At 62.1% G+C, this 26,298-nt stretch carries 26 protein-coding genes; 14 read left to right on the forward strand and 12 right to left on the reverse strand.

The features are described from left to right. Positions 1-23 precede the first annotated feature (23 nt). The gene (rpiA, locus tag PO883_RS06465) at positions 24-701 is read right to left on the reverse strand and encodes a ribose-5-phosphate isomerase RpiA (RefSeq protein WP_289309008.1); all 678 of its coding nucleotides are present in this window, start codon (positions 699-701) and stop codon (positions 24-26) included. A gap of 198 nt (positions 702-899) precedes the next feature. On the opposite strand from rpiA, the gene PO883_RS06470 reads away from it, so the two are divergent. Genes PO883_RS06470 through PO883_RS06480 form a run of 3 tightly spaced genes read left to right on the forward strand, consistent with a single transcriptional unit; the run spans position 900 to position 2,849 of the window. Continuing rightward, the gene (locus tag PO883_RS06470; protein WP_289309009.1) at positions 900-1,265 is read left to right on the forward strand and encodes a response regulator; all 366 of its coding nucleotides are present in this window, start codon (positions 900-902) and stop codon (positions 1,263-1,265) included. Then, positions 1,262-1,888 (forward strand): chemotaxis protein CheC, encoded by a 627-nt coding sequence (locus PO883_RS06475; protein ID WP_289309010.1) that lies wholly within the window; start codon positions 1,262-1,264, stop codon positions 1,886-1,888. Before PO883_RS06470 ends, PO883_RS06475 begins: the two co-directional genes overlap by 4 nt. 1 nt (position 1,889) lies before the next feature. Further along, complete coding sequence (locus tag PO883_RS06480) at positions 1,890-2,849, forward strand: sensor domain-containing diguanylate cyclase (RefSeq protein ID WP_289309011.1); 960 nt, start codon at positions 1,890-1,892, stop codon at positions 2,847-2,849. A gap of 182 nt (positions 2,850-3,031) precedes the next feature. Here PO883_RS06480 and PO883_RS06485 read toward each other — a convergent pair whose 3' ends face one another. Beyond that, positions 3,032-3,499, reverse strand: a complete 468-nt coding sequence (locus PO883_RS06485; protein ID WP_167088837.1) for an Lrp/AsnC family transcriptional regulator — start codon at positions 3,497-3,499, stop codon at positions 3,032-3,034. A 127-nt stretch (positions 3,500-3,626) separates the two neighbouring features. On the opposite strand from PO883_RS06485, the gene PO883_RS06490 reads away from it, so the two are divergent. Genes PO883_RS06490 through PO883_RS06510 form a run of 5 tightly spaced genes read left to right on the forward strand, consistent with a single transcriptional unit; the run spans position 3,627 to position 7,881 of the window. Further along, complete coding sequence (locus PO883_RS06490; protein WP_289309012.1) at positions 3,627-3,899, forward strand: hypothetical protein; 273 nt, start codon at positions 3,627-3,629, stop codon at positions 3,897-3,899. A gap of 58 nt (positions 3,900-3,957) precedes the next feature. Continuing rightward, positions 3,958-5,166, forward strand: a complete 1,209-nt coding sequence (locus PO883_RS06495) for an efflux RND transporter periplasmic adaptor subunit (RefSeq protein ID WP_289309013.1) — start codon at positions 3,958-3,960, stop codon at positions 5,164-5,166. Next, positions 5,166-5,930 (forward strand): ABC transporter ATP-binding protein, encoded by a 765-nt coding sequence (locus tag PO883_RS06500; protein WP_289309014.1) that lies wholly within the window; start codon positions 5,166-5,168, stop codon positions 5,928-5,930. The genes PO883_RS06495 and PO883_RS06500 overlap by 1 nt, the downstream gene beginning before the upstream one ends. Beyond that, positions 5,927-7,150 carry an ABC transporter permease gene (locus tag PO883_RS06505; RefSeq protein ID WP_289309015.1) on the forward strand — a complete coding sequence of 408 codons (1,224 nt, stop codon included), beginning with the start codon at positions 5,927-5,929 and terminating at the stop codon, positions 7,148-7,150. Before PO883_RS06500 ends, PO883_RS06505 begins: the two co-directional genes overlap by 4 nt. Positions 7,151-7,155: 5 nt before the next feature. Next, complete coding sequence (locus PO883_RS06510) at positions 7,156-7,881, forward strand: hypothetical protein (RefSeq protein WP_289309016.1); 726 nt, start codon at positions 7,156-7,158, stop codon at positions 7,879-7,881. Between the two features lie 83 nt (positions 7,882-7,964). Here the strand turns inward: PO883_RS06510 and PO883_RS06515 are convergent, their stop codons facing one another. The 7 genes from PO883_RS06515 to PO883_RS06545 all read right to left on the reverse strand — a co-directional run bounded on the left by PO883_RS06515 (position 7,965) and on the right by PO883_RS06545 (position 15,765). Continuing rightward, entirely contained in the window at positions 7,965-8,387 is a 423-nt protein-coding gene (locus PO883_RS06515) for a hypothetical protein (protein WP_289309017.1), read from the reverse strand. A 127-nt stretch (positions 8,388-8,514) separates the two neighbouring features. After that, on the reverse strand, positions 8,515-8,865 hold the full coding sequence (locus PO883_RS06520; protein ID WP_289309018.1) for a hypothetical protein: 351 nt from the start codon (positions 8,863-8,865) through the stop codon (positions 8,515-8,517). 26 nt (positions 8,866-8,891) lie between these two features. Beyond that, positions 8,892-10,691 carry a hypothetical protein gene (locus tag PO883_RS06525; protein WP_289309019.1) on the reverse strand — a complete coding sequence of 600 codons (1,800 nt, stop codon included), beginning with the start codon at positions 10,689-10,691 and terminating at the stop codon, positions 8,892-8,894. A gap of 32 nt (positions 10,692-10,723) precedes the next feature. Next, positions 10,724-11,881, reverse strand: a complete 1,158-nt coding sequence (locus PO883_RS06530) for a DUF2169 domain-containing protein (RefSeq protein ID WP_289309020.1) — start codon at positions 11,879-11,881, stop codon at positions 10,724-10,726. Further along, a complete protein-coding gene (locus tag PO883_RS06535) occupies positions 11,878-14,175 on the reverse strand; it encodes a type VI secretion system Vgr family protein (RefSeq protein WP_289309021.1) in 2,298 nt (765 codons plus the stop codon). Before PO883_RS06535 ends, PO883_RS06530 begins: the two co-directional genes overlap by 4 nt. Before the next feature lie 217 nt (positions 14,176-14,392). Further along, positions 14,393-14,893, reverse strand: coding sequence for a hypothetical protein (locus PO883_RS06540; RefSeq protein WP_289309022.1), 501 nt, complete (start codon positions 14,891-14,893; stop codon positions 14,393-14,395). Between the two features lie 350 nt (positions 14,894-15,243). Beyond that, a complete protein-coding gene (locus PO883_RS06545; RefSeq protein WP_289309023.1) occupies positions 15,244-15,765 on the reverse strand; it encodes a Rhs element Vgr protein in 522 nt (173 codons plus the stop codon). Positions 15,766-15,944: 179 nt separating this feature from the next. On the opposite strand from PO883_RS06545, the gene PO883_RS06550 reads away from it, so the two are divergent. Both PO883_RS06550 and PO883_RS06555 read left to right on the forward strand, forming a co-directional pair. Further along, positions 15,945-16,358 (forward strand): hypothetical protein, encoded by a 414-nt coding sequence (locus PO883_RS06550; protein ID WP_289309024.1) that lies wholly within the window; start codon positions 15,945-15,947, stop codon positions 16,356-16,358. A gap of 174 nt (positions 16,359-16,532) precedes the next feature. Beyond that, positions 16,533-16,913 carry a hypothetical protein gene (locus tag PO883_RS06555; protein ID WP_289309025.1) on the forward strand — a complete coding sequence of 127 codons (381 nt, stop codon included), beginning with the start codon at positions 16,533-16,535 and terminating at the stop codon, positions 16,911-16,913. A gap of 223 nt (positions 16,914-17,136) precedes the next feature. On the opposite strand, the gene eda is transcribed toward PO883_RS06555, so the two are convergent. Beyond that, positions 17,137-17,760, reverse strand: a complete 624-nt coding sequence (gene eda / locus PO883_RS06560; RefSeq protein WP_167076462.1) for a bifunctional 4-hydroxy-2-oxoglutarate aldolase/2-dehydro-3-deoxy-phosphogluconate aldolase — start codon at positions 17,758-17,760, stop codon at positions 17,137-17,139. Continuing rightward, positions 17,757-19,673: a phosphogluconate dehydratase gene (edd, locus tag PO883_RS06565; protein ID WP_289309026.1), complete on the reverse strand. Its 1,917-nt coding sequence runs from the start codon at positions 19,671-19,673 to the stop codon at positions 17,757-17,759. The genes eda and edd overlap by 4 nt, the downstream gene beginning before the upstream one ends. A gap of 275 nt (positions 19,674-19,948) precedes the next feature. Here edd and pgi point away from each other — a divergent pair, with 275 nt between their 5' ends. Beyond that, positions 19,949-21,592: a glucose-6-phosphate isomerase gene (gene pgi / locus PO883_RS06570; protein WP_289309027.1), complete on the forward strand. Its 1,644-nt coding sequence runs from the start codon at positions 19,949-19,951 to the stop codon at positions 21,590-21,592. Then, positions 21,592-22,488 (forward strand): SMP-30/gluconolactonase/LRE family protein, encoded by an 897-nt coding sequence (locus PO883_RS06575; protein WP_289309028.1) that lies wholly within the window; start codon positions 21,592-21,594, stop codon positions 22,486-22,488. The genes pgi and PO883_RS06575 overlap by 1 nt, the downstream gene beginning before the upstream one ends. Positions 22,489-22,557: 69 nt before the next feature. Here the strand turns inward: PO883_RS06575 and PO883_RS06580 are convergent, their stop codons facing one another. Beyond that, entirely contained in the window at positions 22,558-23,301 is a 744-nt protein-coding gene (locus PO883_RS06580; protein ID WP_289309029.1) for a hypothetical protein, read from the reverse strand. A 192-nt stretch (positions 23,302-23,493) separates the two neighbouring features. On the opposite strand from PO883_RS06580, the gene PO883_RS06585 reads away from it, so the two are divergent. Both PO883_RS06585 and PO883_RS06590 read left to right on the forward strand, forming a co-directional pair. Continuing rightward, on the forward strand, positions 23,494-25,050 hold the full coding sequence (locus PO883_RS06585; protein WP_289309030.1) for an ATPase domain-containing protein: 1,557 nt from the start codon (positions 23,494-23,496) through the stop codon (positions 25,048-25,050). Then, positions 25,047-26,270 (forward strand): sensor histidine kinase KdpD, encoded by a 1,224-nt coding sequence (locus PO883_RS06590; protein WP_289309031.1) that lies wholly within the window; start codon positions 25,047-25,049, stop codon positions 26,268-26,270. Before PO883_RS06585 ends, PO883_RS06590 begins: the two co-directional genes overlap by 4 nt. Positions 26,271-26,298: the final 28 nt, after the last annotated feature.

A 26,298-nucleotide genomic window follows, 5' to 3' on the forward strand; every position in this document is an offset into this window, starting at 1 on the left:
GCCGAATCGATGTCTTGGATGGCTTAAAACGTCAGCGTCTTGACGCCTTCGCTGGTTCCCAGCAGGCACACGTCGGCCCCGCGCTGGGCAAACAGGCCGACGGCGATGACGCCGACGATCTGGTTGATCTGTTGCTCCAGTCCGACCGGAGCGCTGATCGTCAGGCCGGCCACGTCGATGATCTCGCCGCCGTTATCGGTAATGAAAGCTTGTTCGGTGCCGGGTTTCAGGCGCAGGCGCGGCTGGCCGCCCAGGGCCGCCAGGCGCCGCATCACGGCCGCGCGCGCCATCGGCAGCACTTCGACCGGCAGCGCAAAGGCGCCCATGGTCTGCACCAGCTTGGAGCCATCGGCGATGCAGACGAACTGGCGCGACACGGAGGCGACGATTTTCTCGCGCGTCAGGGCCGCCCCGCCGCCCTTGATCATGGCGCCGCTGGCGGTGATCTCGTCGGCACCGTCGATGTAGACGGCAATCTCGGTCACGTCGTTCAGGTCGTACACGGCAATGCCGTGGCCGCGCAGGCGCGCCGCGGTGGCTTCGGACGACGCCACCGTGCCCTTGATGCGGTCCTTGATGGTGGCCAGCTCATCGATGAAGAAATTGGCGGTGGAGCCCGTGCCAACACCGATGATCTCGCCGTCGACCACGTAGGCGATGGCGGCGCGTGCCACGGCTTGTTTCAATTCGTCTTGAGTCATATCAGGAAATAGGGGAGAAAAAGAAGGAATGCTCTTATTTTAACGGATCGTACCCCGCCAATACACCTTTCCTGCCCAATTTTGTTGCCATGTCGCATGAACGTAAGCAAGTCGGCGGCACGGCTGCCCCGTTTTACCTATACGGCGTGGGAAACTATGCGAAAATGCCTTGATGCATAGATTCCCTGGGAAAGTGACATGAACGAAACGAAAACGGTCCTCGTCATCGATGACAGCCGGGTCTCGCGGCTGATGGCCCGCCAATTCATCCTCAGCCGGCAGCCCGGCTGGCAGGTGGAAGAAGCCGGCACCGGCGAAGAAGCGATCGAGAAGGTGAAAACCCTCTTTCCCGTGCTGATTCTGATCGACGTCAACATGCCTGGCATGGGCGGCCTGGCCGCTGCCGAGCACCTGCGCGCAGCTTGCCCGGACGCCCACATTTCCCTCGTCACCGCCAACGTCCAGAACGCCACCCGCAACCGCGCCACGGAACTGGGCATCGGTTTCATGGAAAAGCCTATCACCGAAGCGCGCATGCACGCCCTGATCGGCGCCCTGGAATGAGCGCGTTCAATCTCAGCGAACTGCAGCACGATGCGCTGGTCGAGATCTTCAACATCGGCGTGGGCCACGCGGCCAAGTCGATGAGCGAGATCGTCAATGAGGAAGTGACGATGTCGGTACCGTCGATCAGCTTCCTCAACCGTGCTGAAGCCGCTGAGATGCTCGGCAACAAGGACAGTGCGCGCGTATGCGGCGTCAGCCAGCACTACGAAGGCGCGTTCAAGACCGAAGCCATCTTGATGTTCCCCGAGGACAAGAGCCTCGACATCGTGCGCCTGATGGTGGGCGAGTCGGTGCCGCTCAAGGAATTGACGGAAATGGAGCAGGAAGCGCTGAGCGAAATCGGCAACATCATTCTCAACTCTTGCGTCGGCACCCTGGCCAATATCTTTGCGCAAGAATTGAGCGGGTCCCTGCCCGAGTACCACGTCGGCACCAGTGAAGAAATCCTGAGCGCCACCGGCGGCCTGGGCGATACCGTGGTGCTGATGCTGCATATCGACTTCATCCTCGAAAAACACCAGATCCACGGCTATGTTGCCTTCATCCTCGACCTGACCGCGCTGCAGGACCTGCAAGACCAGGTCGACCGCTACCTTGCCAAGATCATGGGTCCGGCCTGATATGGCCCACGCCGCGGCACCTGGCCAGGGCATGCTTGAAAGCGTGCTCGGCGCGATCAATCTGGGCACGATCGTGCTCGACCATGCACAGCGCGTGGTGGTCTGGAACCGCTGGATGAGCCAGTATTCGGAGCTGAGCGCCGAGCGTGTCGTGGGGCAGGATTTTTTTGCGCTGTTCCCCGAGCTGGGCGGCAAGCGTATCGACAGCGCCGTGCGCCAGGCGCTGCGCGACAATTTTCCATCGGTGCTGTCGCAGACCCTGCACAAGGCCCCGTTTGCGCTGTTCGTCAACGCTGCGGCGCGCGAGGCGGGCGAACGCATGCAGCAGGCCGTGGCGGTGACGCCGCTGGAAGTACCGGGGCTGGCACGCCATTGCCTGATCCAGATTACCGACGTCAGCGTGGCGGTCAAGCGCGACCGGCTGCTGCGCAACCAGGCACTGGAACTGCGCTCGCAGACGTTTTCGGACGGCCTGACCGGGATCGCCAACCGGCGCCATTTCGATGTGGCGATGGACAAGGAAATGCGGCGCGCCAAGCGTTCCGGCACGCCGCTGTCGCTGCTGATGATCGATATCGACTTCTTCAAGCCCTACAACGACCATTACGGGCACCAGCAGGGAGATGACACCCTGATCAAGGTGGCGCACGCGCTGGCGGCCATGCTGCAGCGGCCGGGCGACCTGATCGCGCGCTATGGCGGGGAAGAGTTTGCCGTGATCCTGCCGGAGATGACGGCGGAACACAGCCAGGTGCTGGCGGAGAAGATGCGCGAGCGCATTGCCGCTTTGGCGATTCCGCATGCCAAGGCCGAGCAGACCGGGTATGTGACGGTGAGCATTGGTTTGGCGACGCACGCGCTGGAAAATCCGAGCGATATTGCAGTGCTGCTGGGCGAAGCGGACCGGGCGCTGTACATGGCCAAGGATGCGGGACGCAACCAGGTGGTGAGGTTTAGTTAGTCGTAGGCGCCCCGCCACTCCCGCTCCGTCGTTTCTGGCATTGCCAGAAACGACTTCCCACCATCGGCCCGTCGTTCCCACCACCAGCCCGTCGTCCCCACCTTCAGCTTGTCGTTCCCGCCACCAGCCCGTCCTTCCCAACACCAGCCCGTCGTTTCTGGCAATGCCAGAAACGACAGAGGCTACGGCTCCGGCGAATAACTCCGCTTCATCACCCTCAACACAAAGGTCGACCTGCTGTGCCGCAATCCCGGCAGCTTGTACAACCTGCGCCGCAAAAACTCTTCATACCCCGCCGTGCCCGCCACCGCCACCTTGATCAGGTAATCGTACTCCCCGGTCAGCAAATACGCTTCCAGCACTTCCGGCATATCGGCCAGCGCCTGTCCGAAGCGCTCGAAGGTATCGTCATCATGCCGGTCGAGCGTGACCTCGATCATCACCGTATCGGGCACGCCCAGCGCCTTTTGGCTCAGCAGCACCGTATAGCCCTCGATCACCCCCGCCTCCTCCATCTGCCGCACCCGGTTCCAGCATGGCGAGGCCGACAGGCCGATTTTCTCGGCCAGCTGCGTATTGGAAATCCGTCCATCGCGGCGCAGCTCGCGCAAGATCTTGCGGTCAATCTCATCAAGTTCGGCAGCATTCATGGCTTTTCGTATTCCAAAAGAAGAATTTCCACGATATCACATTCCCGCCAGAAGAATCTTCCACCAAACTCCAAAACGTCCCCCACTTCAAAAGCCTATTCCGCCGCCCTGCGGATATCCTTTCAACATGAACGATAGCCACCTCCCCCTGAGTTTCTCCGTCTCCAAGACGGCCACCCTGGACACCCTCGAAGCCGTGCTGGCCATCGCCCGCCGCGGCGGCCTGCAACTGGCCGCGCTGGCGCTCGACAGCCGCGCCGGCGACGATACCGTCTTCCTGAACCTGCGCGCCCCCGACGCCGACCTGCTCGACCTGTTCATGGCGCGCCTGAACAACGTGATCGGCATCACCGACATTTGCCCTCTGGACGAAAAAGTTACGCGTATGCATGTTGCCTAACTAGCATAAATGGCGGACACTACAACGTCGCGCTGCCGCGCCAGACTTGTTGAAGCCCATGACACTATTTACCCGGAAACGCGTAGCAATCCTGATCGCCGTGGCCGCTGCCGGCGCCGCCGGCGCTGCCTACCTGCAATCGACAAAAGCGCCCGTCATCCCGGAGTCGCGCTACCGCGCCGCGCCGGTCGACACCGGCACCATCACCCAGACCGTCACGGCCACCGGCACCATCAATCCGGTGGCGCTGATCAATGTCGGCTCCCAAGTATCGGGCACCGTGGTCGAGCTCAAGGCCGACTTCAACGACCATGTGAAAAAGGGCCAGGTCCTGCTCAAACTCGACCCGACCATCTTCAACGCCCAGATCCGCCAGGTCGAAGCGGGGCTGGCCTCGGCCCAGGCCTCGATGCGGCTGGCGCAAGCGAACTTCGAGCGCAACGAACGGCTGGTGGCCCAGAACTACGTCTCCAGCCTGACCCTGGACCAGGCGCGGCGCGAGCTGGACGTGGCCAAGGCGAATATCAAGCTGTCCGAAGCGCAACTGGCACGCGCTCAGGCCGACCTCGACAACAGCGTGATCCGCGCCCCCATCGACGGCGTCGTGATCAAGCGCACCATCGACCTGGGCCAGACCGTGGCGGCCTCCTTCACCACGCCGAACCTGTTCCAGATCGCCAAGGACCTGACCAAGATGCAGATCGACACCAGCGTCTCGGAAGCCGACGTGGGCGCGCTGAAAGATGGCCAGCCGGCCCACTTCGTGGTCGACGCCTATCCCGACCGCGAATTTGCGGCCAGCATGCGCCAGTTCCGCCTGGCGGCGAACGTGGTGCAGAACGTGGTCACCTACAACGTCGTGCTCGATGTGGAAAACAAGGAAGAATTGCTGAAACCCGGCATGACGGCCCAGGTGCGCCTGGTGGTCGGCAACCGTCCCAACGTGCTGCGCATTCCCACGGCCGCCCTGCGTTTCCGCCTCAGCGATGAAGAGCTGGAAAAAGAACAGAAGAAACAAAAGGCCGACGGCAAGGCGCCGCCCGCCGTGCCGCCGCCGGCCGAGGATGACGACATCACCTTCCGCAGCAAGAGCGAAACGGCGCGCATCTTCAAGGTCTACAAGCTCGACGAGAAGAATGCCGCCAAACCGGTCGACATCAAGATCGGCCTGTCCAACTTCCGCTACACCGAAGTGCTGTCGGGCGAGCTGAAAAAAGGCGACAAAGTCATCACGCGCGCCAACGCCAGCGCCAAGAGCGAGTTCTGATGCCGGCGCAGGACACGCCGCTGATCGATATCCGCCAGGTCACGAAAAGCTATTTTTCGGGCAGCATGGAAACCCAAGTGCTGTTCGGCATCGACCTGCTGGTGCCGCGCGGCGACTTTCTGGCGGTGATGGGGCAATCCGGCTCGGGCAAGTCGACCCTGATGAATATTTTCGGCTGCCTCGACCAGGCCACCGGCGGCACCTACCTGCTCAACGGCATCGATACCTTGACCCTGTCGCGCGCCGAACTGGCGACCGTGCGCAACCGGACCATCGGCTTCGTGTTCCAGAGCTTCAACCTGATCAAGCGCATGAGCGTGGCCGAGAACGTGGCCTTGCCGCTGATCTACGCCGGCGTCTCGCGCGCCAAAGCGCATGCCAAGGCGCTGGTCGAACTGGAGCGGGTCGGCCTGGCCGAATACGCCAAACGCACGCCCAATCAATTGTCCGGCGGCCAGCAGCAACGGGTGGCGATCGCCCGCGCGCTGGTGGGCGACCCGCCGCTGATCCTGGCCGACGAGCCGACTGGCAACCTCGACACCCAGACCAGCGTCGAGATCATGCGCTCCTTCCAGCAATTAAATAGCGAGCGTGGCATCACGATCCTGCTGGTCACGCACGAGCCCGACATCGCCGCCTACAGCAAGCGCCTGATGCGCCTGAAAGATGGGCGCGTGCTGTACGACGGCCCGGCCGCCGAGGGCTTGCGCGACCTGGCGCTCAGCCATGAGCAGCAGGTGCTGGCGCACGGAGGCGCGCCATGAATTTCTTCCAGGTCGTGATCGAAGCGTTCCGCTCGATGAGCGCGAATCGCCTGCGCACTGCGCTGACCATGCTCGGCATCATCATCGGCATCACCTCGGTGGTGCTGCTGCTGGCCCTGGGCGACAGCATGCAGCGTTTCATCGGCAAGGAACTCGAAGCGCTGGGCACGAATATGCTGTTCATTTCGCCGGGCGGCAACCGCGCCGCCGCCCAGCGCATGCGCGCCGGGGCCGCTCCCGCCTTGACCCTGGCCGATGCGGCTGCCCTGAATTCGCTATCGAGCCTGTCCGGCGCGGCGCCGGCATTGCAAGGCGGCTTCAAGCTGGCGGTTGGCAACGAAACGGCGTCGAGCAGCGTGCACGGCGTGACGCCAGCCATGTTCAAGATCCGCAACTGGAAGATGGAGCTCGGCAGCGTGTTCAGCGAAGCCGACGTGCGCGCCGCCTCGCGCAGCGTGATTATCGGACACAAGGTGGCCGACCAGTTCTTCTACAAGATGGACCCGCTCGGCAAATATATCCGCATCGAAAACGTCGCCTTCCAGGTGGTTGGCGTGCTGCATGGCGAAGGCAAGCAGGTCGACGGGCCGGACTTGTCGGAACTGGTGCTGGTGCCGATCACCGCCGCCCGCGCCCACCTGATCCGCAATCCCTTCCCCGACAATGTGCATTACGTCGTGGCGCAGGGCAGATCGGACGGCAACTTGCTCGATGCCATCGAAGACATCAACGAAACCTTGCGCGACCGCCATCACATCAAGTTCGAGGAACCGGACGACTTCCGCATCGACAACCTGGCCTCGTTCGCGGAGACGGCCGGCAAGATCAGCGCAGGCATTGCCGCCCTGCTCGGCGTGATCGGCGCCATTTCGCTGGTGGTGGGCGGAATTGGCATCATGAACATCATGCTGGTGTCGGTGACCGAGCGCACGCGCGAGATTGGCATCCGCATGGCCATCGGCGCCAAGCCGCGCGATGTGCTGTTGCAATTTCTGACCGAGGCGGTGGTAATTTGCCTCGCTGGCGGCGTGCTCGGCATCGCCATCGCCGTGGGGCTGGCGGCGGCGATCACCGCCACCGGCAAGTTCGAGGTCGTGATCACCCTGTCTGCCGTGATCGTTGCCTGCGGCTTTTCCAGTCTGGTGGGCGTGTTCTTCGGTTTTTACCCGGCCCGGCGCGCGTCCAGGCTGCTGCCGGTCGATTGTTTGCGTTACGAATAGACTAGATGAAATTCACATTACTGATTGCCATGATGCTCGCGGCCGGCACCGCTCCCGCCCAGGAGGCCGAGGCCGGCAAGGAAGTTGACACGGTGCAGGTCAACGCCCTGCGCGATCCCGATTTCAAGACCTACCGGGCGTTTGTTGCCGGGCTGGACGAGTTCGACAGCAAGCACGCGCTGGCGCCGGCCTCGGCCCTGCGCTTTCTGCTGCGCCCGAGCGCAGCGGACGCCAGCATCGAGGGCGTGACGATCCGGATTGCCGGCAATGAGACCAGCATCGGGGTGCCGCTGGCGGCCGATGGGACGTTTGCGATGCCGCGCAATCAGGCGGCGCTGGACGAGGACGCCGAAATCATCCTCAACCGCAAGAAAGGCAGCTTCCGCTGGCGCCCGGACGTGCACACGCCCGAGGTGCCGGCCAACGCGCGCCGCCTGGGGGATTTACGGCTGGAATGCGAAGTGCGCTGGGCGGTGGACCGCCAGGACCTCCCGTTCGTCAAGCGGACGCTGATTACGACGCTAGGCGGCCCCTGCCATACCGCGCGCGTGCACGTGATCCAGCTGGCACCGCGCGCGCTTGCGGGCTATCGCATGGTGGCGGGAGAGCGCACCGTGACTGCGCCGGCCGGGGCTGTTGGCCCGGACGGAATGACGTACGTGGTACCGCTGCACGATGCGAGCTGGCCGGATGATGCGCTGGTGGAGTTTGAGTTTGCGGGGCAGAAGTGATTTCTGGTGCAGTTGTGCTGGCGCATGAGGAGGTCGACCTGACAGCCTCCCGTGTACGCCATCAATAAACATCCAAACCGCATTTACTCCTCAAACTCTACATACGCATGCCTCACACCGTCGATGACAATTTCCTCATAAACTTCGCGAGGAGATCCGGAAATGGTTAAGCTGAACTCAGCCAGAACTTTTTCGAATTCCGGTGTCAACAGTCGCTCACGAACTGCATATTTTAGGGGTAGCTCATAGAATGGAACCGGTAGACTAATGGTACACGCCAGTACACTCTCACACACCGGCACTACCCATTTCCAAACCTCATGCTCATCGTTATCTGGATCAATGTGGCTTCGTATATAAACCAGCAGCTCAACTGTATCACACCTTAGTCGACGCTCGTCAATATCCGCATAAAAATAGGTATTACCCAATAGCTTTACCAATCTTTTTTTCGTTACACCCATGGCATTCCCAATCACTTTACGAATAATTTCTGGTAACCTCACAGTTTTCCAAATACACTTTTCCGCCATTTAAAAAAAGGCGGGGCACCGCACCTCTTTTTCACCTTGATTCGTACACTTGATGCACATGGAGTGATTAAATCAGCGCTTCCTTAACGGCAATTATCACTCATTCTTCAAAATCCGCGTACATGTACCTTATGCCGTCAATAACGACTTCCTCAAGAATCTCTCTGGCAGTGCCTGAGATGGTTAAGGCAAACTCCGAAAACCGTTCGTCGAAGTCTGCATCTAACATGCCCTCCCGAGTTTCATATCTGAGTGGCAAGTTAAAAAAAGGGACGGGCAAGGAAATCGTTTCGGCCAGCACCTCTCGGCATAGCGGAACAACCGAATTCCATATACCATATTGGTCTTTGTTCGGATCAATATTTCCCTTAATATATTCAATTAACTCCCGTGATTCACGTTTCAATCGTACTATATCAACCTCTGCATAGTCCCCCGTCTGCTCATCCACTCTAACAAGTTTTCTTTTGCACAACCTCATGGTAATTTTCCAATCACAATAGGATTTGTAAAAGCGCTGCGATTAGTTATAAGCGTTTGCACCCCCCCACCAGGTTGAATGTAACCGTTCTGCGTCGTAGGGGCAATTGTAGATTCAAAAACAGTAACGTTCTTCGTTGTTTTTACCTCTACCACATCAAATCGCAGAGTTTGCTGACTTTCCAGCGGAATTCCAATACGATCTGATATCTGGTCGTAACTCATCCCCTTTAGCGCAGAAATTTCGTCCTGTGTTGCAAAAAATGCTGAATAAGGACCTGGCATATTCCCCTCCGGAACTATTTTAAATAGTGATTCTCCCGCTGCGAGATCGATTGCTTTCGGCAATGTTGATCCACTAGCCATCAAGTCCTTAGACAATTTCAACGCTTTATCGGGTGGAATACCTTGCGCTCGGTAAGCGGCAACTAGCTTGCGTCCTTCTTCAGAACGAAGGGGACTTTCGCGAATCCCATGTGTCATGTACGCATCCGGGCCGACAAAGCCGTTAGCCGGAGGACGTGCACGCTTAGGCGCACGCGAAATATACACCCCGCCACGGGCCGTCGCAGCACCGCCCGGACGAGAAGCGACTCGCGCTTTGACAGTCGGGACTGTCGTGGTAGCAGCAGTAGCACCGGCGGCCGGACCAGCAGCAGCGGTGACGCCCGTCGCGCTAGTACCAGTAGCAGCACCAGCGGTGGCAGTACCGACCGTCGCGGTAGTACTCGTCACTGCTCGAACAACAGCGGTACCAGGGGTTGCGGTAGCGGCCGTGGCAGCAGTAGCGGCTGCCGCCGCATCCTTCGCCTTAGCCACATCCAACAGCTTCTTCGCTTTCGCAACACGTCCAGCTTTAAGCAAACCACTGAAGAACGTGATTACCTCGAACCCACCCCGCGATATCGATTCAACGTACTGCCCCTTCGTCCATGGATTGGTCACAGGCCGGGCTATGGCTTGTGCAAGCTTCCCTGCATCTTGCGCAATACTCGTTGTATTGACATTACCAAGATTAATCTCTTCGAGAAGAATCTGCTCATCAAGCGCCGCAAGCAGCTGACCATCCACCGTACCAAATCGGCGCACCAGCTTGGGGACACCCTTCATCCCTTCGTAGAAAAGTTCGCTTAAGCCAAAGGCAAGGTCCTTCGCACCGCCGAGCAAACCGCGTCCGAGCTGCGCATCCCAATCACTGACCGTTCCCGGTGTCCCCTGGATCTTGCCGATCCAGCCATCCAACACAGAATTCGCGCTATCAAAATCGATGAACTCGTCGAACGCATCGAAATCCAGGCGCCCTGCAATCACCTTCTCCCGCAGCGCTTTGAGCGCCAGCAATTTCTTGCTGATACGTGCCGCAGCGCCGGCCGGCGCGGCGGCGCCTTTCGCCGGTGGCGACGCGACGGTTTTCGTCATCGTTACGATCTGCCCGCGCGCGCCACCCACGCCCGCGCTGTCGCAATTGATACGGCAACCGCTGTCGTGACGCGCGACAGCAATCCCGTTGACCTTGACGTTGGAATGTCCCTCCAGGATCTGCACATAGCCTGTGGACAGCGAGGTGCCGGACACAATGTGTGCGCCCGCATTCGCTTGCGTGTTCCTGAAGAGATCGCCGACGCGGTAGACCGGCGTTCCCCGCGCTTTCACATCCGGCGACGCCGCGTACTTGTAATCGAGCTGTGCGAAGCTGTTAAACGCCACCACACACTGGCCCACCTGGCACAAATCAGGCTCCGTGGCGACGACCAGCCAACCGTCAGCATGCGCGATATGTCGGACCAGACCCATCATCCACCCCGCTCAATGGTTGCACTACCGGCTCGTCACCCACGTTCCCGATCCGGGATACGGGTGGAAGCAATCGCAATGTCCACCACCGGATCGTGGTAGTCGAAGTGGGTCCGCCACACAATCGACACCTGGCGCCGGTCCAGGTCGAAACGCAGGGTGTCGAGCAGCGGCACGCTGACCACATCGCTCCCACCGGCAAGCCTGGCCACGACAATGAGCATCCACCCAGGCAGCGCCATGTCGCTTCGTTCCGCCAGCAGGCCGGTCATCGTCACGCTTTCGTCGCCGCGCAGATGCGGGGTCGCCACCAGGTCGGCCGGGGCATTCTGAAAATAGCGTGCGTCGAAATTCTCCGGCAGCAGCGGATAGCGGGTGGCACGCCAGCGCGCGTCGTAGTCCCCCTGATAATTCACCCGGGGTGTACACCAGCGTGCAATCGCCCCCAAGCCCTGGGGCGCCAGATGCTGGAATGGATGCGTGACCGGATCGAGCGCAGCTTCGATTTGCGGAGCATCCAGCACCTTCTGGCCGGCCACCCAGCGCGCGACGAAGGCGCGCCCCGACCGCCCGAGATGCCGGTAATCGGCGGGCTTTGGCAACCAGCCGATTCCCGCCGGATTTGCGCAATGCCGGATCGTGTCGGGTCCACCATCGCCGGTGAATTCAGCGCCCACGTCAATGCAGCCGCCATACGCCAACCGGTAATCGAGACAGACAGATTCCACAGGCGACGCCGGCCCGACGCGCCAGCCAAACACCCGCTTGCGAAACTGGCGCGGCCCATGCAGGCGTACCAATTTCTTGAGATGACCAACGCGTAATCCCGCGATCCACTGCGTACGCGGGACCCCGCCGGGCGCCAGTGCGCGACCGCTGACGAGGATGTCCGTGCCGGGCTTATACGGCACCAGATCGCCATCTTCCTGGATCACCGCGCGCAGCGGATCGGCCGATGCCGGTCCGCTGTACACATCACCGGCAACGATGGGATCTTGGTCCGCAGCGAGAGTCACGCGCTCGCCGTGCGCGGCAAAGTCGAAGGTGGCGCGCACCACCAGAACATCGAGACGTTCGCCTTCGGGACCGGATTGCTGAAACCAGAAGTGCGGTACGCCCGTATGGTTATGGATGGTGGCGCATGTCCCCGCGTCGCTGGCGGGCCTCTCCTCCTCGGAAACCGCCGCCATCATGTGGCTTTCTCCCCATCGTCTCCCGGCGGGCTTGCGGCGCCGCCCGAATTGAGAAGCACATCCCCCGGCCCGTCAACATGGACCTTGCCGCTCGCCTTGATATGAATGTCCTTGCTTTCAAGGTAAATCGCATCCGGCGTCATGACGAATTTCGAACCACCGCACACCAGCTCTATCCTGTCACCTGCGGACACGGAGACGACCTTGCCGACCTTGGTCGTCTGGCTCCTGCCGACCACCGTCGCCATGATCATGCCGACATTCAGGTTGTAGGCCATGCCCACCGTATCGATCCGGCCCATGCCCACGTTCTGCATCGACGCCATGCCGATCGTCTCGGTCTTCATCCGCGCGACATTGATCGACCAGTTTTTACCGATCTTGTCCTTCTCGTTTTTGGCAACCGTCTTGCTGCGGTTCACGCCAACGCTGACCGTTTCATTCTTGCCGACGGTCTCGCTGCGGTTGCCGCCGATGGAGATCGTTTCGTCGATGCCGACGTCTTCGCTGCGGTTCTCTCCGATGCTGATACGTTCGTCATGGTCGACGCGTTCCGTGCGGTTGTTATGCACCGTGATCGCTTCGTCCCGGTCGACAGTTTCGGTCCGGTCGCGTTTGATGCGGCTGGTTTCGTCACGGTCGACCGTCTTGCGCCGGTCGTTGCCGACCCACTTGTCTTCGTCGTGTTCGACTTCGGTCAGCTGATCCTTCTCCGCATGCAGCCATAACTGCTCCTGCCCCTTCTTGTCCTCGAAGCGCAAGGCATTCGCGTTGTCGTAGCTGCCGCCCGGCGTCGAGCGTGACAGGATGCCGCTCTGGGTTTTATTGGCCGGCAGCGCCCATGGCGGCAGGGTATTCGCATTCGGCACCATGCCCGTGATGATCGGCCGGTCCGGATTTCCATCCATGAACTGCACCAGCACTTCCGTCCCGACGCGCGGGATCGACACCATCCCGAAGTTTTCACCCGCCCAGGGCGTCGCGACCCGAATCCAGGCCGAACTCTTTTCGTCACTGGCACCGGCACGGTCCCAATGAAACTGGACGCGTACCCGGCCATACATATCGGTATGAATTTCTTCGCCGGCGGGGCCGACGACAGTGGCCGTCTGAATGCCGTGAATTTTCGTCTCGCTGCTGTTATGGCTGCGGGGAGCGCGCCAGGGGACGATTTTTCGTACGCAGAGCAGTTCATTGTCGTAATGGGACGGCGCCGTCGAACTCACATGGTAGTTATTGCTCGCGCTGTGAATCGCCTCGACGATGAGGAATTCCCTGGCCTGCTCGTCATGCTCCATCGCCCCGCGGTCGACATGACCGGTAAGACGAAACCAGCGGCCCGGCATGACATGGCGGCTGTTGCCAGCGCCCTTGAAGCTCTTGCCAGCCGCTTCCAGCGCTTCCATGCGGGTCTGCGCCACCGACCGCGCATCGCCACCATCCTTGAACCCGAACGCGCCCGTGTATTCGTAAGACTCGACATGCAGCACCTCGCCTTGCCGATGACAGGTCGGCAAGGAAGTCAGCGCAGGCTGCGGCGACTTGAAGTCGTACGATGCCAGCGCGATACTGCCCGCCGTGACTTGGCGCCCCGGCGACCATTCGCCGATGCCGTCCTCCTCCACTGCGCCGCCATGACGCTGGAAGGCAATCTCCGGATCGCCGTCAATTGGAGGAGCCGCACTCGAATCATCCGATAGCACGAGCGTATGGCCGGTGGCGTTGTGTTCGAACCAATAAAAAATGCCGGCGGTGGCCCAGCGCCGCTCCAGGAAATTGCTGTCGGTCTCGTCGAACTGGCAGCAATCCGTCATCATGCCGCTCGCCCCCTGCACCCGCCATTCCCAATCGGCCAGGTTGGCATAATCCCCGAAGATGCTCCGCGCCTGCTCATACAGGGTGGTGTAATGAAACAGATAGTTATCCTTGCGCAGGCTCAGATACTTGAACCACGGCGCCAGCCGCGCTTCGTAAAACGACACGCCGCCATCGACGCGTTTCAGCGAAAAACCGAATACCCTTCCGGAAAAATGACGCAGGCTGCCATCCTTGCGCACCAGCTCGATGCACATGAGCTTTCCCTGCACTGCTTTCAGCGCAATGCCTGGATCGTCCGACAACAGTTCGACAATAAACTCGAACGGCCGGGACAAGCCTTCCGACGCATGAAGCTGATTCACGAGCAATTGCGCAACGGGGCCGTCATCGTGGGGAAAGGACAAGCGCAACAGGCGGTCGTGCTGGCGCTCGCCCACCAGGTCTTGCAAGCATCCAGAATAGGAAATAGTCGCCATGTCCCAGTCCACTGTTGTCGGTTTAAGATATTTCCACTTGGAATCTTTAAACGACAGTAGAGGAACGAAAGCAAGGCTGGATTGAGCGAACGCAGAGATGGCACGAAGCCGCGCGACAACGCGAAGATGGTGTTGCCAGGAACGCGAAATTTCTTAAGATTAAGGCTTAGCCTGTGCGGGGACAACACCTTCGCCGGCGACACCCCGTTTCGGAGTCCTAGCCAGCGCAGCCAGGACGGTTCTTGCCGTCCCCTGTCCCGCTGTTGAGCGTGCGAAGCTGCACCCCGCCGTCCGCCTTGCCGCTCAGGCAAAACCGGGCGCGGTAAGCGCGCGGCGCGGTGGCCAGCGTGGGCGGCTTGATATCGATCAGCACTTCGTAGACCTTGCCCGGCTGCAGCGGCAAGGCTGACGTTTTCGGCAAGACCGGCAAGCGCCCCGCGTACGGTATGCACAGGCGAAACGTCACCAGGAACGCCCGCTCCGGCGGGATCGCCATCGCCCACATCGGCGTCCGCCCTCCCGCCGTCACATCGGTCACGCCGATCGAGCGAAATTCGGGCGCGCCGAACAGGCGCTCATCCTTCTGGAACACCGTAAAACACGGTACGCCCCCGCTGCCATGCCGCACATCGAGTTCGCCGATGTGGGGGGCGGCGCATGCGCCCGCGCTGGACGTGAGCGCGACCAAACAACACAGGATTTGCAGGCTGGGCCGCATGAAACACCCCCGGAAATGATGTCGTAAATAAACATCAAGAGTAGAGGGCTGGCTCCGCACAGTGTTGACTCAGCACATACGGTAACGCTGCGTGGGACTTGACGCAGCGTCGAGGTATTTATCTTACAAGCCGCAAGGCGCGCCGGGACATCGGCCAGCGTGCGCTGCTGGCCCAGCTCATAGCGGCAACGCAAGCCGACGCGCAACGCGCCACCACACCGGATAGCCCAGCTGGTACTGCCATCCCTACACCATCTCACACAGGAACGAATGCCGCCATGCTGGCCGGGCAGATGCCGGCTGCGCTGCCCTCCCGATGAACGCACGGTGAAGTTCCCCAAGATTTGGGACTAGGCCTTGCGTCTTGCCAGTCGCTTCAGATACAGCATGCAGCGGCCACAATCGCGTGGCAGATTCGCCACGCTGGACGGATCAGCGAGAAAGCCAGCCAGTACCTCTTCATACAGTGACAGGCTGTCTGCGTAGCGCTGCTGGCGCATCGATACCGGTGAACTCAGGTGCCTGAGTGCGAAATAATCGGCCAGCAGATCGCCCTGCGCCTCCATGTTGAAGTCCGCCAGTGTCTTGCCCGCTGCCAGATCGTAATCGTACGACAGCCCGATGCGCACCGCGCCCCGCAGGCGCACCGCGTATCCCAGTTGATGCTGCCATACATGCACCATTTCATGAAGGAACCAATGCCGGTTACTGATGGATGCCTGGGCGTAGTCATCGAGGAAGCAGGACGCATGAAAGTACAGGTGACCGTTCGGCGTCATCGCGCAGTTACTCGGCTGGAAAGGCATATAGCGCCGGCCATGGATGCGCACGCGCCGGTAGTCGATGGTATCCCGGAACAGCAGGGACGCCATCGCGATTTCGCCTGCGGTGAGTGTTCGGTAACGGCGCGACCCCGGGTGCTGAGAAAGCATTGTGTCCATTGTTGGTTTTGCGGATACTGAGCTACTATGAAAGGTTGAACGCTACTCCTGCTTCCACCGGACAACCGGATGCGCTTATCCGGAAGCCGGAATCTCCCCCGTCCCAATACATGAAAAAAGTCCTTCTCCCGACCCTCTCGTACACACTGAAGGAAGCGATTGGCAAACATACCCTTATCACATTCAACGTAGGGCCGGGCGGTGAGGTGTACGTCCTTCTCGCCCTCGACACGCTGGACTACCGTACCAAGGATAACGCATTCGCATCCTTCGCGAAAACCGTTCCGGATTCGCCGCAGCGTTACCGTATCCTGGTCTTTCGCCAAGGCGAACTCGAACTCGATCTTGCCATTCACGGAGAGCGATTCAACATTCACACTATCCAGCCACTGGGAAACGACCTCCTTCTAGCGTGTTCGCGCTCGGAGTATAGACGGGAAGACGATGTCGACCTGAATGCGCGCGTCTATTCGCGAGACGGTATCTTCCTTAGAGAGTTTCTACTCGGCGACGGGCGGTCTTGAAACCATCCAAACGACCATGCATGGCGACATCTGGGCTTCCTACTTCGACGAAGGAGTTTCAGGAAACTATGGATGGCCCGATCCAGTGGGCGCTGCCGGTTTGGTCGCCTGGAATGAACTGGGTGAAAAAGTGTACGAGTACGCCCCTGTCGGGCCACTAGACCGGATCATCGATTGCTATGCGCTGAACGTGGCGAGCGCCGAGCGGACGTATGGTGCTGCTACTATACGAACTTCCCGCTCGTCCATTTACACAAGAAGCGCATCGCCTCGACCTGGAACGTCCCGGTCGCGGGCAGCAATGCATTCGCCATCGCCGGTGCACACGTTCTATTTGCCGGTGGCTACGACAAACGCGACTCGTTCACGCTTGTTCGCCTTGACCCGGATGGCACTTCAACGCTGATAGGCGAATTCGAACTGACCGGCGACGATGGCGTCGCCGTGAAGCCTCTCCGAACGATTGGGAGGGGGGCAGTACTCTACGTTTTAGACGACGCAGTTCTCTACGAAATCGATCTGAAACGCGTGCTCCCAAGGTGGGGCCACGGCTGATTCATTAGTGGAGAGCCGGCTCCGGGCCAGCCGCTGATACTTGATTATCGGTATGCAAAGCGACAGAACCCTACCATCTCGTGCATGAACCAGTGACGCGCGTGCACTTGAACCTGCGCGTAATCGATGGCGTCGCCGAACAGGGCCGACGCCATGCCGATCTCCCCGGCGTCATGCGACGCCCGGGTTTGCCGCGCCAGCACGCTAGCACGGCAGCTCCGCCTTAACGCAGCGCGGAAGCGGCCCTGGCCAGCTCAGTGATGCGGGCCCAGTCGCCGGCCAGGATCGCATCTTTCGGCGTGAGCCACGAACCGCCCACGCAGGCCACGTTCTTACATGCCAAAAACTGCGGCGCGGTCTCGATCGAAATGCCGCCGGTCGGGCAGAACGTCACGTCCGGCAGCGGACCACCGATCGCATTGAGCATGCCCACGCCGCCGGCCGGCACCGCCGGGAACAGCTTGAGCTGGCGGAAACCCGCTTCGCGTGCGGCCATCACTTCCGACGGCGTCATCACGCCCGGCAGCAGCGGCAAGCCGCTCTTGCGCGCCGCCTCGATCAGCGCCGGCGTCAGGCCCGGCGAAACGCCGAACACCGCGCCGGCGTCACGCGCGGCCGCAAATTCATCGGCCTGCGTCAGCGTGCCAACGCCGACGATGGCGCCTTCCACCTGCGCCATCGCGCGGATCGCGCCCAGGCCGTGCGCGGTGCGCAGCGTCACTTCGAGCACGCGGATACCGCCCGCAACCAGCGCCTTTGCCAGCGGCACCGCGTGCTCTGGATCGTCGATGGCAATCACGGGAATCACGCTCGCCGAGCGCATGATGTCGAGTAGGGTCATGGTCATTTTGGGTTCTTGATCAAAAAGTCTTCGTCGGAGCCGGGCACGCTGTCGCCAATGTCGGCGGTGTCGTGCAGCGACACGGTGGTGGGAATCGGCGATGGCAGCGGGAAGGTGGTGGCGCCCTTCTCCGCTTCGCTGATCGCATTGCGGAACATCGTAAACAATTCGCGGCCCATGCCGATATGGCTGGACGACAGGTCGGCCGTGGCTTGCGAGCGCGCGGCCCACACGCTAGCCGGCACCAGCGCTTCGAGCGTGCCGGTGGTGGCGTCGAGGCGGATGATGTCGCCGTCGCGCACCAGGCCCAGCGGGCCGCCCGCCAGGATCTCGGGCGAGACGTGGATCGCCGCCGGCACCTTGCCCGACGCGCCAGACATGCGTCCGTCGGTCACCAGCGCCACGTGGCGCCCGGCATCTTGCAGATTGGCCAGCGCCGGCGTGAGCGCGTGCAGTTCCGGCATGCCGTTGGCGCGCGGCCCCTGGAAGCGCAGCACGGCCACGAAATCGCGATCGAGCTTGCCCGCCGTGTAGGCGTGCATGAAGTCTTCCTGCGAATTGAAGGTCAGCGCCGGTGCCTCGACGATGCGGTGCTCTTCCTTGACGGCCGAGATCTTCATCACCGCGCGGCCCAGGTTACCGGCCACCAGGATCATGCCGCCGTCGCGCGCGAACGGCGCCGAGGCAGGCCGCAGCACGCTGTCGTCGCCGGTGAGCGCGGGCAGCTCCTTCCAGATCGCCTTTTCGCCATCAAGGAACGGTTCGGCGCAATGCGCGCGCAAACCCTTGCCCAGGATGGTGGTCACGTCGTCGTGCAGCAGGCCCGCATCGAGCAGTTCGCGGATCACGAAACCGGGGCCGCCGGCGGCCTGGAAGTGGTTCACGTCGGCGTCGCCGTTCGGATAGATCCGGGTGAGCATCGGGATGATCGCCGACAGTTCGTTGAAGTCGTTCCAGTCGATCACGATGCCGGCCGCCTTGGCGATGGCTACCAGGTGCAGGGTGTGGTTGGTCGAGCCGCCAGTGGCCAGCAAGCCCACCACCGCGTTGACGATGCACTTTTCATCGACGATCTGGCCGACCGGCGTGTAGCTGCCGCCCTGCTGCGAAATGGCGACCGCGCGCTGGGCGGCGGCGCGCGTGAGGCCGTCGCGCAGCGCCGTGCCGGGGGTGATGAAGGCGGCGCCGGGCATGTGCAGGCCCATGATTTCCATCAGCATCTGGTTGCTGTTGGCGGTGCCGTAGAAGGTGCAGGTGCCGGCGCCGTGATACGACTGCGATTCGCATTCGAGCAGCTCGTCGCGCGTGGCCTTGCCCTGCGCGTACAGCTGGCGGATGCGCGCCTTTTCCTTGTTCGACATCCCGGTCGTCATCGGCCCGGCCGGCACGAACACCGCCGGCAGGTGGCCGAAGTGCAGCGCGCCGATCAGCAGGCCCGGCACGATCTTGTCGCACACGCCCAGGTACACGGCCGCATCGAACATATTGTGCGACAGCGCGATCGCGGTCGCCATGGCGATGGCGTCGCGCGAAAACAGCGACAATTCCATGCCCGGCTGGCCTTGCGTGACGCCGTCGCACATGGCGGGCACGCCGCCGGCGAACTGCGCCACCGCGCCAACCTCGCGCACCGCATCCTTGATCATGGCCGGGAAGTGCTCGAACGGCTGGTGCGCCGACAGCATGTCGTTGTACGCCGAGACAATCGCCACCGATGGCTTTTTCACCTGCTTGAGCATCAGCTTGTCGTTGGCGGGGAAAGCGGCAAAGCCGTGCGCCAGATTGGTGCACGACAGCGCGCCGCGCTGCGGACCGTCGACGCGCGCCGCGTCGAGGTGCGCCAGATACGCCGCGCGCGATGGCCGGCTGCGTTCGATGATGCGTTTGGTGACCGATTCAACTACGGGATGCAACGCCATGGTCGTTCCTTATGAATTTATTTCGTGAAATTTTACTACAAAATTGGCGCAAACCGTACCTTCTGGTCATCCGGCTTGCTTAATTCAATCGCCAATTGCCACTCCACAGCCGATAAAGCGACCCGGCAACATCGGTCATGCGGGCTCGCCACCGCTCGTGGCCGCCAATTTTATGTAGTGAATTTACGTGAATTTCTGTATTATTGGATAATCTTCTTCGATGCGCTGGCCGCGCGGCCGGCACCCGATCTTAACCAACCGAACAGCGAGTACCAATGCGCCAGCCTGCCCTTACCTCCACCGCCAGCTTCCAGGCCCTCGAAACGCACGCGATCGAAGCCGAAGACTGGGAATTGCGCGGCCTGTTCGCCGCCGACCCGCAACGCTTCCCCAAACTGACCGTCGATGCGGCGGGTTTGTTCCTAGACTATTCAAAAAACCGGCTTGACGGGCGCACGCTTGAACTGCTGGTCGAGCTGGCGCGGGAACGCGGCATCGAAAGCCAGCGCGACGCCATGTTCGCCGGCGAGCACATCAACCTGACCGAACGGCGCGCCGTGCTGCACACCGCCCTGCGCGCCCCGCGCGGCACGCCGCTGGTGGTCGACGGCCAGGATGTCAACGCCGACGTCCACGTGGTGCTCGACCGGGTCCGCCTCTTCACCGACGCGGTGCGCGCCGGCACCTGGCTTGGCCACAGCGGCAAACCGATTACCGACATCGTCAACATCGGCATCGGCGGCTCCGACCTGGGACCGAAGATGGTCTGCCTGGCGCTGCGTCAATACGCACACCCGCGCCTGACCATGCACTTCGTCTCCAACGTCGACGGCCACGACATGGACGCCGCGCTGGGCAAGGTCAATCCCGAAACCACCCTGTTCATCATCGCCTCCAAGACCTTCACCACCACCGAAACGATGATGAACGCGCAAACCGCGCGCGCCTGGTTCCTGCAAAACGCGCCGGAAGACGCACTGGCGCGCCACTTCGTCGCCGTCTCCACCAACACGGAAGCGATCAAGACCTTCGGCATCGACCCGGCCAATATGTTTCCATTCTGGGACTGGGTCGGCGGACGCTATTCGGTATGGTCGGCAATCGGCCTGTCGGTGGCACTGGCAATCGGTTTCGGCCACTTCAGCGACCTGCTGGCCGGCGCCCACGCGATGGACCAGCACTTCCAGCAGACGCCCTTGGAGGACAACATGCCGGTGCTGCTTGCGCTGGTGGGCTTCTGGAACCGCCAGTTCCTCGGTTGCAGCTCGGTGTCGATCGCGCCGTATCACCAGGACCTGAACCGCTTCCCGGCCTACCTCCAGCAGCTCGACATGGAAAGCAACGGCAAGCGCGTGACCAAGGGCGGCCAGCCGGTCGACACGCCAACCTGTCCGGTAATCTGGGGCGATTGCGGCACCAACGGCCAGCACGCCTACTTCCAGCTGCTGCACCAGGGCAGCGACGTCACGCCGATCGACTTCATCGCCGCGCTGCGTCCCGCGCACGAACTGGAAAACCACCACGCCGCGCTGCTGGCCAACTGCTTCGCCCAGTCGGAAGCCTTCATGCGCGGTAAAACCATCGACGAGGTGCGCATCGATTTGCAGTCGCAAGGACTGTCGCTGGCCGACATCGAAACGCTGGCGCCGCACAAGACCTTCCCCGGCAACCGTCCAAGCAATACCATCCTGATGGAGTACCTCAAGCCCTACACGCTGGGCGCCCTGATCGCGCTGTACGAACACAAGACCTTCGTGCAGGGCGTGATCTGGGACGTGAACAGCTTCGATCAGTGGGGCGTCGAACTGGGCAAGGTGCTGGCCAAGAAGATCGAGGCCGAACTGACGGGCGAAGCGCAGCCCGAGCTGCACGACAGCTCCACCAATGGCCTGATCGCCATGGCCAAGGCGGCGGTGTAATGGACGCCGGCGCCTTTACCGTCGTCCACGACACGCCAATGCTGGTGGGCGAATGCCCGCTCTGGCATGCCGGCGAACAGACCTTGTACTGGGTCGACATCGGCGGCTTCACGGTGCACGCGCTGCACCCGGGCAGCGGCGCGCACCGTTCGTGGCGCATGGCGAGCGAACCGGCGGCGCTGGCCATCCACGCCGGCGGCGGCCTGGTGGTCGCCACCCGCGCCGGCTTTGTGCACCTCGATACGGCCAGCAACGACGTCACCGACATCGCCGCCGCGCCGTACGACATGGCCACCACGCGCTTTAACGATGGCCGGGTCGATCCGGCCGGGCGCTTCTGGGTCGGCACCATCTACGAGCCGCGCGACCAGCAGGCGGCGCAGATGTTCTGCCTGGAGAAAGGCGTTGTCAGCCTCAAATGGTCGGGCGGAATGATGAATTCCAACGGACTCGGTTTCACGCCGGACGGACACGCGATGTATCACGCCGACACCGCCGCCCACCGGATCGACCGCTATCGCTTCGATGCGGCCAGCGGCGAGGCCAAGGCGCGTGAAACCTTCCAGCTGTTTTCGCCCGATAAGAAGGCGGCCGATTACGGCGGCCGGCCCGATGGCGCGACAGTGGACAGCGAAGGTGCGTACTGGTGCGCGATGTTCGAGGGCGCGCGGCTGCTGCGCTTTGCGGCGTCGGGTGAGCTGCTGCGCGAAGTGAAGCTGCCGGTCAAATGCCCGACCATGATCGCGTTTGGCGGCGAGGATCTGCGCACCCTGTATGTGACCAGCGCCAGCCACGGACGGCCGGAAGCGGAACGCGAGAGCTATCCGTTGAATGGACACGTGCTGTCGCTGAGGGTGGATGTGGCGGGGCGCGAGGAATACGCGTACCGGCCATGATCCACGCTTTCACGTTAGCTTAAAAACCGTCGTTCCTGCCATTAGCGGGAACGACGGCTTTAGGGTGCGCTACAACTTCGGCGTCATCGTATACAAATTCTTGAACTCATTCTCGGTCCCCGGCCCCTTCTCTTTCCCCTGCATCTCGCGCTTGAGCACCACCAGCCGGTTATTCACCACCCCGAACGTGAACTCTTCCTTCGTGGTCTTCGCATACGACATGAACACCATGAACTTGGCCTTGATCGTGTGATTCGTCACCGCCGCCAGCGGCACCCCGTCCGGCCCGAGCCAGAAGCGCGCCTCGATGGTGTTGTCCTTGATGCTGACGTTCTGGTTCACCTCTTCCTGCGGCGTCATCACCACCTCCACCAGCCTGGCCGGCTTGCCCTGGTAGGTATCGGCGCGCTCCGACTTGAACTGGCTGATCGCCAGCGCCTGCAGCAAGCGCGGCGCGTAATTGACCGCCACCGCCAGCCGCGGCGCCGAACTCGACGCCACCAGCTGCGTCAGCGCCTGCTTGCGCTTGGCCCCCTTCGCCACGCTCGACTCGTCCGCCGCGCGCTTGAGCAAGCCGCGGTCCCAGCGAATCTCCAGCCCGGCCGGATCGTCCACCACCTGCGCCGCCGCCATCGCCGTCTCCGGCCCCTTGAGCGGCTTGGCGTCGAATTCCGTGTGCGTTTCGCGCGCCTCATACGCCGCGCGCAGCGTGCCCTGCCCCTGCAACAGCGCCAGCGCTGCCTTCATGTCGTCGAGCCCGCTCGCGCATGCCGGTCCGACACAAAAAACCGCCGCAATTACCAAATATTTCATATCCATCCTATTGAGTTAGTCACTGCCAGGGCGATCGATGCGCTTCTGAATGTCATCGATTCCGCTGAGTAATATACCTGCGAACAACGGTGCACGGCAAAATGCCGCGTGCGGCGGAACGATTCAATGCCCGGTGATAAACTAGCGTGCAATTAAGAATGCACAAAACACACTGAAGGAAGCCAATTGAACATGCTGGTCAAAACAGGCATCGCCGGACTGGACGAAGTTCTGCTTGGAGGCATCCCGCGCGGGAACAACCTGATCGTGGAAGGCGCGCCCGGCACCGGCAAGACCACGCTCGGTCTCGGCTTCATTTACGCCGGCGCTGCGCTGCACGACGAGCCGGGCGTGATCGTGTCGTTCGAGCTCGATGCGGCCAAGCTGCTGCGCGACGCCGCTGGCTTCAATTGGGACTTGCAAGGGCTGATCGACGCCGGCAAGATCAAGGTGATCCAGACCAGTCCCGCCGTGCTGCTCAGCGAGTTCCGCAACGCCGACGGCGCCTTTGCCGACGCCCTCAAATCGATGGGCGCCAAGCGCCTGCTGATCGACGGCCTGACCCCGATGCGCCTGTACGCCGAGGTGCACGACAAACCCTTCCGCGAAGACGTGCACCTGCTGATCGAAGGCCTGGCGCGCATGGGCGTGACCACCATGGTCACGGCTGAACGCGACGAGAGCTTGGGCTCGGTGCCGTCGCACGAGCGCTTCGTGTTCGACACCATCGTCTCGCTCACGCGCGAAGAGCAGCGCCGCCGCGTGCACCGGCGCCTGACGGTGCTCAAGTCGCGCGGCCAGGACTTCATCGGCGGCAGCCACACCATGCGCATCGAAGGCGGGCGCGGGGTGCACATCTACCGCCGCGCGCAGTCGCGCCCAATCAGTTCGAACGACCAGCCAACCTCCGACCAGCGTGTCTCGACCGGCTCCAAGGCCATCGACGACATGATGGACGGCGGCCTGTACGCCGGCTCGGTCACCATGGTCAGCGGCATCTCCGGCACCGGCAAGACGGTGTTGAGCGTGCAGTTCCTCACCGCGGCCATCGGCACCGGCCACAAGACGCTGCTGGTCAGCCTGGACGAACACCCGCGCCAGTTGATCCGCAACGCCGCCACGCTCGGTTTCGACCTGGCCGCGCTGATGGATAGCGGCGACCTGTTCATCCACTACGAGTCGCCGCTCGAACTCGAACTCGACATCCACTTCGACCGCATCATCAAGCTGGTCGAGGAAAAAGGCATCGACTGCGTGGTGTTCGATTCCTGCGCGGTGTATGAAATGACCAGTCCTTCCGAGGTGGCCGACTACCTGTACGCGCTGGCCACCTTCTTCAAGAACCGGCTGGCGACCATTCTCTTCAATTACGAAAGCCCGGAACTGCTGGGCATTTCGCAGATCAGCGAAGAACTCAAGGGCTCGCACCTGGTCGACAACATCATTTTGCTTAACTACGTCGAAATCTCCACCGTGCTGCGGCGCGCAATCGCCGTGCCCAAGGTGCGCGGCAGCCGCAATCGCCAGATCACGCGCGAGTACGTGATCGCCGAAGGCGGCTTGCAGTTGCTCGACGAAGCCAGCGGCCATGCCGATCCGGCCGGCGTGGTGCCGCAACTGCCGTTCTCCTCGTATTACGGCCTGCTTTCGCGCTCGCCGTCGCGCCAGAGTCCTCTCATCGAGGACGCCGTGGCGCACGGAACGCGCTTGCCTGACTCGGTCGACCTGCCGACCGACAATCCGGCATGATCAACCTGGCCGTGGCCGGCGACGCCGGCATCGACTGGGACGAATGGGTCACGCCGCTGACCCAGTTTGCGCAGGCCAGCGGACTGACGGTGTCGCTGTACGATGTGCGCGGCTGGCGCCAGGTCGGCCCGCTGGTTGCCTCGTCCACCACGCGCGTACTGGGCACCTCGACCCTGTGGCGCGACGACGGCCCCGGCACGGCGCTGGAAAGGCGCATCGCCGCGCGCGTGTTTGCAGGCGACATCGCCGAGGAAGGCAGTTTTCACGGCATGCGCATATGCAGCCTGGCGCTGACCCAGTTCGGCCAGGTGTACGGGGTGCTGGTGTACGGCTGGCGCTTCAGCGATTTCAGTTCGCCCATGGCCTGCGAGCGCATCGGCGCGGCGGTGGGCGTGTCGGGCAATGCGCTGTGGAGCGAAGTGCGGCTTGAGTCGCCGGTGTCGGAAGCGCGCCTGGCGACCTACGGCGCGCTGCTGCAAACGCTGGCCGGGTCGATCGACCGCCAGCGCGAAACCATCGAAGAACTCAATCGCGTCAACCGCGCGCGCGATCTGTTCCTGGCCACGGTGTCGCACGAAATGCGCACGCCGCTGTCGGCGCTGTCGATGCGCATCGAGGTGCTGCTCAAGACCGTGCCGGACCTGCCGGCCAAGGTGGAAACCGGCCTGACGGCGATGCGCGTGCACATCGGCCAGGAAGCGGCCATGATCGATGACCTGATCGACGCGGCGCGCACGCTGACCGGGCAAATGTCGATTGCGCGCACGCCGGTGGTGCTGGGCCAGGTGCTGCGCGACGCGCTGTCGACGGTGGAAGGCAACGCCAGCGAAAAGGAGATTGTGCTCGCCGTGACGCCGCCCGACCATGGCGACCAGGTGCATCTGGAGGCCGATGGACGGCGTTTGCAGCAGGTGCTGTGGAACCTGCTGTTCAACGCGATCAAGTTCACGCCGCGCGGCGGCACCATCCGCGTCGATATCAGCCAGGGCGCCGAACAGGTGGAGATCGCCGTGGCCGATTCCGGCCAGGGGATCGCGGCGGACGATCTGCCGCATGTGTTCGGGGCCTTCAATTTGCAGCGCCACGCCAATGCCGCGGGACTGGGACTGGGTCTGTACATCGCGCGGCATCTGGTGGAACTGCATGGCGGCACCTTGTCGGTGGCCAGCGCGGGCAAGGACAAGGGAACCACGTTTACGATTCGCCTGCCGGTGCGGTGACAGGGCCATCCCGGCAGTGCGCGATGCT

The organism is Massilia sp. DJPM01 (assembly GCF_030348125.1).
Taxonomy (GTDB): domain Bacteria; phylum Pseudomonadota; class Gammaproteobacteria; order Burkholderiales; family Burkholderiaceae_D; genus Telluria_A; species Telluria_A frigida.